Genomic DNA, 10,717 nt, shown 5'->3' with positions numbered 1-10,717 from the left:
AAAGACCTGGAAAGCGGCCGTCCGATGGACCGGCTGATCTGCGGCGACGTCGGATTCGGCAAGACCGAAGTGGCGCTGCGCGCGACCTTCGCGGTCGCGCTCGACGGCAAGCAGGTCGCGGTGGTGGTGCCGACCACGCTGTTGGCGCGGCAGCACAGCCGGACTTTTGCCGAGCGCTTTCGCGGATTTCCGGTCAACGTCGCGCAGGCCTCGCGCCTGATCGCGCCGAAAGAACTGACGCAGGTCAAGAACGGCATCGCCGACGGCTCGGTCGATATCGTGGTCGGCACCCATGCGCTGCTCGGAAAGACGATCAAGTTCAGGGATCTCGGCCTTCTGATCGTCGACGAGGAGCAGCATTTCGGCGTCAGCCACAAGGAACGGCTGAAGCAATTGCGGGCCGAGGTGCATGTGCTGACGCTGAGCGCGACGCCCATTCCGCGCACCCTGCAGCTGGCGCTGACCGGCGTGCGCGATCTCTCCATCATCGCCTCGCCGCCGGTCGATCGGCTGGCGGTCCGCACCTTCGTGGCGCCGCACGATCCGCTGATGATCCGCGAAGCGCTGCTGCGCGAGCGCTATCGCGGCGGCCAGGCCTTCTACGTGGCGCCGCGGATCGAGGATCTCGCCGGCGTCAAGGACTTTCTCGACAAGAACGTGCCCGAGATGAAGGTCGCGGTCGCCCACGGCCAGATGCCGCCGACCGCGATCGAGGACATCATGTCGGCGTTCTACGACGGCAAATATGATATCCTGCTTTCGACCACCATCATCGAGTCCGGCCTCGATATCCCCACCGCGAACACGCTGATCGTGCACCGCGCCGACATGTTCGGACTGGCGCAGCTCTATCAGCTGCGCGGTCGGGTAGGCCGCTCGAAACTGCGCGCCTATGCGCTGTTCACGCTACCGGCGCAGCAGAAGATCACCGCCCAGGCCGAGCGGCGGCTGAAGGTGCTGCAGTCGCTGGAAACCCTCGGCGCCGGGTTCCAGCTGGCCTCGCACGATCTCGATATCCGCGGCGCCGGCAACCTGCTCGGCGAGGAGCAATCCGGCCATATCAAGGAAATAGGCTTCGAGCTCTATCAGTCGATGCTGGAGGAGGCCATCCTCAACCTCAAGGCCGGCGTGGTCGAACCGGCGGCCGATCGCTGGTCGCCGCAGATCACGATCGGCATGCCCGTCTTGATTCCCGAGGACTACGTCAACGATCTCGCGGTGCGGCTGTCGCTGTACCGGCGGCTGGCCGATCTCGACACCGACGACGGGATCGACAATTTCGCCGCCGAACTGCGCGACCGTTTTGGGGTGCTGCCGGACGAGGTGCGCTATCTCTTCAAGATCGCCGCGATCAAGAACTATTGCCGCAGAGCCAATGTCGAGAAGGTCGATGCCGGGCCGAAGGGCGCGGTCATCGCCTTCCGCGACAACAAGTTCGCGCAGCCGGACCGGCTGGTCTATTTCATCCGCCAGCACGGCAAGGCGGCGCGGGTGCGGCCGGACATGAAGGTGGTATTCTTCCAGGAATGGCAGACGCCGGAACAGCGCCTCGCCGGCACCACCGAAATCCTGCGCCAGCTCGCCAACCTCGCCGAAGACCGCAAGGCGGCGTGAGGTGGCGATGCTTCCCTTACGACGCGGCGCGGCGGGTGTGGTCGTAAAGCCGCGCCAGCAGCGATTGCGCCGAATCCGTCGGCAACAGCGTGGCGAGCGTCGCCACCGGCTCGGAACGCGCCTCGCGCTTGTCGTGGCTGGTATGGCGGATCACGCTGGAAAGCCGCCGCGCGATGGTGTGGGCGGTGCGCAGATTGGTCTCGGCGAACACCACGATGACCGAGCCGTCCTCGCCCACCGCGCCGAAATCCATCTGCCGCATCAGCCGGCTGAGAATCCGCGCGCCATCGAGCCGCGCGCGCTCCTGCCGGGGATCGAAGGCAAAGCGTGCCACCGACAATCCGCCGCCACGCGACAGCGTTTCTTCGACGGCGGTGGCGAAGTCGCGATTGAAGGCCGCCGCGGTCAACAGACCGGTTCGTGCATCGAGCAGGCCGCCGGCATCGATCGAACGCAGCGTACGGGCGAGATAGGCCTCGAAGGCGTGCTGGCGGATCAAGGGCACGGCGTTGGCGGCAATGCGCTCGGGCTCGCCGGATATGATTTCGAGATTCGGCAGATCATAGGCCGGCGCGAGGCCATCCGACGTCACCACGACCGGCAGATTGCGAAAGCGCGCACTCTCCGCCAGCACGGTGAGGAACACATCCACCACGCGCGGCGTAAAGCCATCGCCGAGCACGACGCCATCGATATCGCGCACATTCAGGTGTCTGGCGGCCGCTTCCATGCTCAGCGCACCGACGATCCCCATCCGCTCGCCGAGCGATACCGAAAGCGAGGGATAGCTGGCGCCACGGCCGATCAGCAGCACGGTGGCGTCACGGGCCGGATCGGGGGGCGCCGGCATGGTTGGGGCCGCCGGGCCGTCGTCAAGCCGGCGCAGCACGGTCGAGTGCAAGCTCCTGACCCGCAGCGCCGCGCGCAGCCGCGCCAGCAGACGATCGAAATTGCCGCCGCTTTGCGTGAAAGGAATGGCGTTCTCCGGCAGCGATGTCAGGGGATCGACGGCGATCAGCGGCAGATAGGGTTTGATTGCCGCGATCTGTTGCGCCAACACCGCAAAACCGGGCGCATGGGTTTCCGAAGATGCCACCAGAACCGCCGCCGGCTGCAGTTGCTCGACGGCGCAGGCCGCGTCGGCCAAGGGCAGGTCGATCACCGGAAATATCTTCGCCTCATCCAGCGCGGTCGTGAAGAAAGGCCGCTCGGTGCTGGCGACGACGACGATCGGGCCTTGCTGGGACATCTGAAAACTACTCGGATCGGGGCGATCGATGGAACCGGCGAAGGCTAGTTTGTCAGACTTAATGAGCCGTCAACGAAGCCGTGCGGGCCGGATCGGCCATCAGGAGACCTGGGGCCGGTCGCGAAAGGCTTCCACCATCAGCGGGTTGAGCCCGAGTTCAGACAGCGCCTCGCGGGCGCGGGCATTGTCGCGGGCGCGTCCGGCGAGGCGATGCCCGCTGAGGCGGTCGGGCAGTGCGGTCAGCAGCGCGCCCGGGCCAAGCCGCCGTGCCCATTCTTGCAGATCCTGTGCCAGAAAACGGTATCCGCCTACCGCCATGATGCCATTGGGCGGGGAGGTAATGGAGATCGCGCCGGTCGTACGGTCGAGCCGCGCGGAATAGTCGGTGTCGACGTAATCGCGCGGAGGAGGTGTCGACAACGAGTCGCCAGCGGGCGGAAGCGGGGCGTAGGCCGCGGTCGTCACCATCGGTCCGCGCAATCCCAGCGTTCCCCGGGATGTCAGAAGGATTTCGCCCGCAATCGACGAACCCGAGACATCGCGCGGCGCGCCATGAAGACCCGGCAGGATCGGCGCCGGCGTGCCGTCGGCCGCGCGGCGGGCGCCGAACAATCCGGCTTCGCCGAACAGATAGACGTCGGTCAGGGCAGCCGGTCCGCCGCTCCAGGCCGGACTCGATGCGACCTGTTCTGGCGCGCGCCAGAGAGCAAGCACATGGCGCAGGCTCGGCAAACGCGAGTCCATATCGATCTCGCCCAATCGCAGCGTCAATTGCGCCGGCGCGATCAGCGTTTCGCAGGACTGCTCGTTGATCTGATGCGCCAGGATTTCGCCGTCGAACGGATGATGCAGCGCCAATGCGCCGGCCGTCAGCAGCCAGATCGCAAGCGAGGAGGTCAAACCCGCAAACGAGGTCGGCGCGAATGCCGACATCAGCGCCGATCCCTGCGGTATATTGCTTTCGAGCGATAATGCGAGGCCTGCGGCGATCAGGCTCAGATGCGTGCGCGGTACCGGACGGAAGCCATCGGCGGTCACGTCGAATGAGATCATCGCCGCACGCCGGCCGTCGGGGGTAACGGCGCGGCCGGTGGTCGATTGCGTCTCGATGGCATCATCGAGCGATGCCATGCCTTCCGGCAGATCGCTGCCGAAGCCGCAGACATGGCGAATCGAAAATGCGTCGGCCGCCGCATTCATGGCGAGGTCAGCATGACTGATGCCATCGATCTTGGCCGCGGTCACGATCGCCCGGGCGCCGATGCGATTGAGCGCCACGGTCAGTTCCGCCTGGCGCCAGAGCAGCGGAAGCAGCGCGACGACCAGCCCGGCGCGGTGCGCGGCAAGCACCGTCAGCACGAATTCGACGGTATTGGGCAGTTGAATCGCGACGACCGAGTTGTTCGGCAAGCCCGCTTCGATGAAATGCGCCGATAGCGCCGTGATCGCTCGATCGGCGTCCGCGTAGGTCAGGCGTCTTGGCGTGTGGCCGGTGACGCGCGGCTTGTTGAGCGGATCGAGCAGGGCCAGCGCATCCGGCTTTCGTGCCAGTATCCGTCTAAACAACCCATCGAGCGTCGGCGAAACGTTGGTCTGGATCACGGGATCACTTCGGTTCAGAGGCCGGCCTTTGCCACCAGGTTTCCGGGAGATAGCCCGTCAAGGCCCTGGCCGACGGCCATTCTATCCTATTCCAGCGCGCAATCCATTGCTCTTGAACGCTAAACAGCGGGATAGCGTAGAAGCCCGCCATCAGGATCCGGTCCAGCGCCCGCGTCGCCGAGACGAAGGCGGGGTGCCCGCGCGCTTCGAGCATCGCCGCGATCAGGGCATCGATGGCGGGATCTTTGGCGCCCATGTAGTTTCGCGTGCCCTGAATGTCGGCGGCCCCGCTGCCCCAATAGAACGACTGTTCGTTGCCCGGCGACAGCGACTGATCCCAGCGGTTCGGAAGCATGTCGAAATCGAAGCCGAGCCGGCGCTGCTCGAACTGCACCGCGTCGACCGCGCGCACCGAGGCCTCGATGCCTGCGCGCTTCAGATCGCGCACATAGGCCAGCGCGATGCGCTCCTGATCCCGTGTCGTCACCAGGATTTCGAAGACAAGGGGGGTTTTGGTCGAGCGCTGCCGCAATACCGTGCCGTCGAGATCGTAGCCCGCCTGAGCCAATAGCTCCAGCGCGCCGCGAAGCATCGCGCGATCGCGCCCCGAGCCGTCGCTGACGGGAAGCCGGTAGGTACCATCGAGAATATCGGATGGTATTCGCGATTCGTACGGTTTCAGAAGTTCTCGCTCGCGGTCATCGGCTGCGTGGGTGTAGGCGGACAATTCGGAGCCGGCGAAGAAGCCTGCCGAGCGCCCATACAGACCAAAGAAATAGTTGCGGTTGATCCACTCGAAATCGAACAGCAGCGTCAAAGCCTTGCGCACGCGGATATCGGAAAACAGCGGACGGCGGGTGTTGAAAACCAGGAATTCCGACGGCTGAGGCATGCCGGTCTTGATGGTATCGCGGATCACCTCGCCATCCCGGGCGGCCGGAAAATCGTACCCCTCATGCCAGCGCAGCGGTTCGGTTTCGACCCGAAAGTCGTAGAGGCCGCGTTTGAACGCTTCGAAGAAGCCATTGGCCTCGCGATAGAAATCCAGTCTGATCTGGTCGAAATTCCACAAGCCGCGGTTGACCGGCAGGTCGCGGCCCCAATAGTCCGGATCGCGGGTCAGCGTCACGCTGGCGCCGGGATTGACCGCACTGACGCGATAGGGGCCGGAACCGATTGGCGCGGTCATCGTGGTTTCCTCGAAGGTCGCGGCATCGACGGCATGCTTGGGCAGAACCGGCATCAGGCCAAGGATCAGCGGCAGCTCGCGGTCATTGGCGCCGCCGAAATCAAATCGTACCGTGAGCGGGTCGGGTACTTCGGCCTTGACGACTTTGGAATAGTACTGGCGATGGTTGGGACGCCCGTGATCGCGTAGCAAAGCCCAGGAAAACACCACGTCCTCAGCGAGCACCGGCCGGCCGTCGGAAAAGCGCGCCCTGGGATCGAGACGGAAGGTGACGTAGCTCCTGGCGTCGTCGGTCTCCACGCTTTTTGCCAACAGGCCATAGAGCGTGAAGGCCTCGTCATTGCCCCGCGCCAGCAGGCTCTCGATCACCAAGCCCCGCATTTGCTGCACGGCGACGATTTGCTGCACGGCGAGGCCCCGGACGATCAGCGGGTTGAGGCTGTCGAAAGTGCCGAGAATACCCTGCACCAAGCGACCGCCCTTCGGCGCATCGGGGTTGGCATAGGGCATATGACTGAAATCGGCCGGCAAAGCAGGTGAACCGTGCATGGCAATCGCGTAAACCGCCGCTGCCCGGGCCACGGTGGCGTAAAGTGGCACCGAGAGCGCAAATGCAAGCGCGCCGCACAGAAAAAATCGAATGCGATTGCGCCGCGTAACGCACGACCGGGCACGGTGATGTGATTTGGCAAATACACTTGTCGGCATTGATCTTTTCGTCCGCCGCTGTATGAAGGCGGGCGATTGACCAAGAAGGCAGGACCCGTCACGTATCCGCCTTATTTGGCAATGAGACAGCCGCCCAAACGGTAGGTGTCGGTGCCTGCAGCGGTCTTGGGCGCTCCCGTTCAGAAAGGGCTTTGCGCAATGAATTTCCGTATGTTGGCCGCGCCTATCTGGCCGCGTGGGCGGTTTTTCGCCTCGTTTGCGGCCGCGGTTGTGATCACCGCGCTACCGCTCGCGTCCAGCGTGCGGGCCCAAACGCCCGCGGCACCAGCAGCGCCAAAGGCCAAGGCCGCGCCGAAGGCTGCGCCGAAAGCCGCTCCAGCCGCGCCCGCACCGACCGCTCAGGAAGCGCCGCCGCCCGCGACCGGCGCACCGGCGGCGGCGGGTGGCCAGCCCCCCGAACAGCAAGTCCAGCTGATTTATGCACCGTGGACGAAATTCTGCCTGAAGGGCCAGGATGCCAATGCCAAGCAGGTCTGTTTCACCGGCAAGGATGGCCGCATCGAGTCCGGGCAGCCGGTCATCGCGGCCGTCATCATCGAGCCGGAAGGCGAGCCGAAAAAGATCCTGCGCGTCACGCTGCCGCTCGGCATGCTGCTGGTTCACGGAACCCGCGTTATCGTCGACACCAACGCGCCGCAACAGAGCCCTTATGCGATATGTTACGCCAACGGGTGTATGTCGGACTACGAACTGACCCCGGATCTGCTCGCCAGCATGAAGAAGGGGCAGAACTTGTACGTTCAGGCGATCGCCGCCAATGCCGAGCCGGTGACCTTGGCGCTACCCCTTCAGGAGGGCAGCGGAAGTTTTGCCAAGGCCTATGACGGCCCGCCGACCGATCCCAAGGTGTTCGAGGAGAACCAGAAGAAGCTGCAGGAAGAGCTGCAGAAGCGCGCTGAGGAAGCGCGCAAGAAACTCGAGGCCACCCAGCCGGCCGGCACCGCCGCAGCCAACCCGGCGGCGAAGTAATATATCAGCCCAGGGTTGTTCGACCAACGTAGAGAAGAGGCGCCCGGATCGAGGCGCCTTTATCTTATTGCGCGGATCACTCGCAGCGAGCGCCCGCGAATGCCGGGCAGGCTGTGGACCAGCTTCCGATGCCGGGTCAGGGCGCAATATCGGGCAAAGCTAGTTCAGCGACGGATTGCGCGGCCGGTAGCTGCCGGACTTGTCCTTGACGAAAATCTCGGCGACCTGCGAATGCCGGATCGGTTCGCCGGAATCGTCGGGCAACAGGTTCTGCTCGGAAACGTAGGCGACGTATTCCGATTCCGAATTCTCGGCAAGCAGGTGATAGAACGGCTGATCCTTGTGAGGCCGGAGATCCTCAGGGATTGCCAACCACCATTCCTCGGTGTTGTTGAATTCCGGATCGATATCGAAGACCACGCCCCGGAACGAGAAGATCCGGTGACGAACAATCTGTCCGATCTGAAATTTGGCGGTCCGGGTTTTTATCATATCTCGTCGAATAGACCATGATTGTGGCCGATGCTAGAGGCAAACGGGGGATTTAGCCATGGCTTCGACAACACGCTGTTGTTCCTGCACAACGCCGCGGCGCCAACGGCGCCGATGGTCGCGCTGCGCCCGTTCGGCCGGACGGCTGGTGTTCCCTGAGGTTTAGCCAACCCGCGGTGGCGATCGCCAAGAGGGCGCCAGCCCCTCGCGCATGGCGAGGCGCCGCAGCGGTCCGATCGAGCCGATCAGATGCATCCCGGCCGCGCGCAGGCTTTGCATGGGCAGGAAATCGCTGAGCAGCGAGCGGTTGGCCATATCGATGGCAAAGGTCCGGCTGGTGATGTCCGGACGCCGTGTCGCATCGTAGCGCTTTAACAGCCGCAGCGAACCGGGATCCTCACCCGATTCCATGGCCTGCCGCACGATCTCGGCAAGATCGGCGGCATCGCGCAGGCCCATATTGAGGCCCTGTGCGCCGATCGGCGGTACGACATGGGCAGCCTCGCCGACCAGCGCCACACGACGGCGCGCGAATTGTCTCGGCTGCTCGATTGCAAGCGGAAACAAATGACGCCCCGGCTCGACGCGGATACGGCCCAGAATCGAATGCGATTGCTTCTCGGCGGCCTCGGACAGTTCATCATCGCTCAAATCCATCAGCCGCTCGGCTTCCGCGGGGAAAGAAACCCACACCACGCTGCAGCGGTCGCCCGGCAGCGGCACAAATACGCAGGGGCCGCACGGGGTATGGAACTCGGTCGAGATGTTCCGATGCGGCCGCGAATGACCGAAGTTGAAGGTCAGCGCGGTCTGATTGAGCTCGCGTCGCCCAACTGTGATGCCGGCGGCCTCGCGACACAGCGAGTGCCGCCCGTCCGCGCCGGCCACCAGACGGGCGGACATTGATTTTCCCTGAAGAGTACGAATCGCAACCTCGGCCTCTTGCGGGCTGATGCTGTCCGCCTCGTCGTCGAACCGCGTCAGATCGGTAAGCTCGGCCGCGCGTTGCTCCAGCGCGGCGACCAGCAGACGGTTCTCGATGTTGAAGCCGAATTCTTCGAGGCCGATCTCGGCGCAAGAAAACCGCACCTCCGGCGCGCGTATCAGGCGGCCGGTGTTGTCGACCAGGCGCATCGTGTGCAGAGCCGCTGCCTGGTCTCGGCAGCGTGGCCAGACCTCCAACTGCGCCAGGAGATCGACGGAGCCGCCCAAAAGCGCGGTGGTGCGGTTGTCGGCGTAGGGCGCCTGGCGGGCGATCAGGGCGCAACTTGCGCCTGTCTGCGCCGCGGCGATCGCAGCCGCAAGGCCCGCAGGGCCACCGCCGACCACGACGACGTCAAAAGTTGCTGATGCATCGACCATGTCAGCACAATTGACGCTTCCGGCGGGCAATTTCAAGCCTGGATGACCGCCCTGATCTTTCCTGTGATGACGCGGCGGAACGCCGCAACCGCTGATATACAAATCGAGGCGATTCCTGATAGCACTGCCGGGCAGATGGAGCAGTTAGACCAGCAGAAATTGGTGTCGGCCTCGCCGGCAATGCGCGGCGCCGCGTTTTCCGTGCATATCCTGACGGCGTTGGGGGCGGGCATCGCCTTGCTCGCTTTGCTCGAGGCCGTGCGCGAACACTGGGCAGCGATGTTTGGCTGGCTTGGGGCTGCCCTGGCGGTCGATGCAATCGATGGCCCGATTGCGCGGCGGTTCGATGTTGCGCGTCTGCAGCCGAACTGGTCAGGCGATGTGCTCGACCTCGTTGTCGATTTTGTCACTTACGTCTTTGTACCGGCCTATGCCATCGCCGCGAGCGGCCTGCTGTTGCCGCTGGCGGCGCCGGTAGAGGGGGCGGGGATAGCGGTGTCAGGCGCGCTCTATTTCGCAGATCGCCGCATGAAGAGCGCGGACAATCATTTTCGCGGATTTCCGGGACTGTGGAATGTCGCGGCGTTCTATCTGTTCCTGCTGCATCCGCCGCCGGCGATCTCGAGCTTCGGCGTGATGGCCCTGATCGCTTTGACCTTTGCTCCTTTCCATGTCGTGCACCCGGTCCGCGTCAAGCGCCTGCGCTGGCTGACGCTGTCGCTGGTCGCCCTCTGGGCGGCACTCGCGGTCATAACGGTGGCAAACGATTTCAATGTCGGCATGCCGGTCATAGCCGCGCTCTGTGCGATCGCTGCCTATATGGTGGCCAGCGACGCGGCAATCCGGCTTTTGAGATCGCTCTAGGCATGATCGCGCTGCTGTTCAGTCCGGAAGCCTGGGCGGCACTTTTGACTTTGACCGCGCTGGAAATCGTTCTCGGCATCGATAACGTCATTTTTCTGTCGGTCATCGTCTCGCGCATTCCGGCACGGCAGGCCAGGCGGGCTCGGCAAGTCGGACTGACGCTGGCACTTTTGTTTCGCATCCTGCTGCTCAGTCTTCTGGCGTGGCTGATCGGCCTGACGCAAGCGGTCCTGACCGTACGCGGCGTGGCCTTTTCCTGGCGCGACATCGTTCTGATCGGTGGCGGGCTGTTTCTGATCGCGAAAGCGACCCACGAAATTCACACCGAGGTGGAAGCGCGCGACCAAGCGCACGATGATGCGGCGAAGGCCCGGGCCTTCTTCTGGGTGATTGTGCAGATCATCGTCATCGATATGGTGTTCTCGCTGGATTCGATCATCACGGCCATTGGCATGGCGCAGGACCTCGCCATCATGATCGCAGCCGTCATGATCGCCTGCCTGATCATGTATGTGTCCTCCGGCCCGGTTGCGAAATTCGTGGCGCAGCATCCGACCACAAAAATGCTGGCGCTGGCCTTTCTGGTGCTGATCGGTGTCGCGCTGGTCGCCGATGGATTCAAATTCCATATTCCACGCGGCTATATC

At 64.0% G+C, this 10,717-nt stretch carries 10 protein-coding genes; 5 read left to right on the top strand and 5 right to left on the bottom strand.

All coding sequences use genetic code 11. The features are described 5' to 3' along the window. Positions 1-1,614, top strand: a 1,614-nt coding sequence (locus tag ABSG20_RS26380; RefSeq protein WP_423867421.1) for a TRCF domain-containing protein, incomplete at its 5' end; no start/stop codon positions are given. A gap of 16 nt (positions 1,615-1,630) precedes the next feature. On the opposite strand, the gene ABSG20_RS26375 is transcribed toward ABSG20_RS26380, so the two are convergent. From ABSG20_RS26375 to ABSG20_RS26365, 3 genes are all read right to left on the bottom strand, one after another. Beyond that, a complete protein-coding gene (locus tag ABSG20_RS26375) occupies positions 1,631-2,863 on the bottom strand; it encodes a GGDEF domain-containing protein (protein ID WP_423867420.1) in 1,233 nt (410 codons plus the stop codon). A gap of 99 nt (positions 2,864-2,962) precedes the next feature. Then, positions 2,963-4,465 carry an AMP-binding protein gene (locus ABSG20_RS26370; protein WP_423867419.1) on the bottom strand — a complete coding sequence of 501 codons (1,503 nt, stop codon included), beginning with the start codon at positions 4,463-4,465 and terminating at the stop codon, positions 2,963-2,965. 4 nt (positions 4,466-4,469) lie between these two features. Next, positions 4,470-6,203, bottom strand: coding sequence for an extracellular solute-binding protein (locus ABSG20_RS26365; protein WP_423867423.1), 1,734 nt, complete (start codon positions 6,201-6,203; stop codon positions 4,470-4,472). Between the two features lie 318 nt (positions 6,204-6,521). Between ABSG20_RS26365 and ABSG20_RS26360 the strand changes: the two genes are divergently transcribed. Further along, positions 6,522-7,352 carry an invasion associated locus B family protein gene (locus ABSG20_RS26360; protein WP_423867418.1) on the top strand — a complete coding sequence of 277 codons (831 nt, stop codon included), beginning with the start codon at positions 6,522-6,524 and terminating at the stop codon, positions 7,350-7,352. Positions 7,353-7,511: 159 nt separating this feature from the next. Here ABSG20_RS26360 and hspQ read toward each other — a convergent pair whose 3' ends face one another. Continuing rightward, complete coding sequence (gene hspQ, locus ABSG20_RS26355) at positions 7,512-7,844, bottom strand: heat shock protein HspQ (protein WP_423867417.1); 333 nt, start codon at positions 7,842-7,844, stop codon at positions 7,512-7,514. A gap of 30 nt (positions 7,845-7,874) precedes the next feature. Between hspQ and ABSG20_RS26350 the strand changes: the two genes are divergently transcribed. Beyond that, positions 7,875-8,003, top strand: a complete 129-nt coding sequence (locus ABSG20_RS26350) for a hypothetical protein (RefSeq protein WP_423867416.1) — start codon at positions 7,875-7,877, stop codon at positions 8,001-8,003. Positions 8,004-8,006: 3 nt separating this feature from the next. Here ABSG20_RS26350 and ABSG20_RS26345 read toward each other — a convergent pair whose 3' ends face one another. Continuing rightward, positions 8,007-9,206: a UbiH/UbiF family hydroxylase gene (locus tag ABSG20_RS26345; protein WP_423867415.1), complete on the bottom strand. Its 1,200-nt coding sequence runs from the start codon at positions 9,204-9,206 to the stop codon at positions 8,007-8,009. Between the two features lie 135 nt (positions 9,207-9,341). On the opposite strand from ABSG20_RS26345, the gene pcsA reads away from it, so the two are divergent. Next, positions 9,342-10,070, top strand: coding sequence for a phosphatidylcholine synthase (gene pcsA / locus ABSG20_RS26340; RefSeq protein WP_423867422.1), 729 nt, complete (start codon positions 9,342-9,344; stop codon positions 10,068-10,070). A gap of 2 nt (positions 10,071-10,072) precedes the next feature. Beyond that, positions 10,073-10,717, top strand: a 645-nt coding sequence (locus ABSG20_RS26335) for a TerC family protein (protein WP_423867414.1), incomplete at its 3' end; no start/stop codon positions are given.

The organism is Bradyrhizobium sp. (genome assembly GCF_049512235.1).
Taxonomy (GTDB): Bacteria; Pseudomonadota; Alphaproteobacteria; order Rhizobiales; family Xanthobacteraceae; genus Bradyrhizobium.
The sequence above is the reverse complement of the archived record's forward strand: the minus strand, read 5'-3'. Positions and strand labels throughout refer to the sequence as shown.

Excerpts from the sequence above, each read along its gene's own strand:
- ABSG20_RS26350 (WP_423867416.1), top strand. The coding sequence starts at position 7,875 with ATGCTAGAGGCAAACGGGGGATTTAGCCATGGCTTCGACAACACGCTG.
- ABSG20_RS26365 (WP_423867423.1), bottom strand. The coding sequence starts at position 6,203 with ATGCACGGTTCACCTGCTTTGCCGGCCGATTTCAGTCATATGCCCTAT.
- pcsA (WP_423867422.1), top strand. The coding sequence starts at position 9,342 with ATGGAGCAGTTAGACCAGCAGAAATTGGTGTCGGCCTCGCCGGCAATG.
- hspQ (WP_423867417.1), bottom strand. The coding sequence starts at position 7,844 with ATGATAAAAACCCGGACCGCCAAATTTCAGATCGGACAGATTGTTCGT.
- ABSG20_RS26345 (WP_423867415.1), bottom strand. The coding sequence starts at position 9,206 with ATGGTCGATGCATCAGCAACTTTTGACGTCGTCGTGGTCGGCGGTGGC.
- ABSG20_RS26360 (WP_423867418.1), top strand. The coding sequence starts at position 6,522 with ATGAATTTCCGTATGTTGGCCGCGCCTATCTGGCCGCGTGGGCGGTTT.
- ABSG20_RS26375 (WP_423867420.1), bottom strand. The coding sequence starts at position 2,863 with ATGTCCCAGCAAGGCCCGATCGTCGTCGTCGCCAGCACCGAGCGGCCT.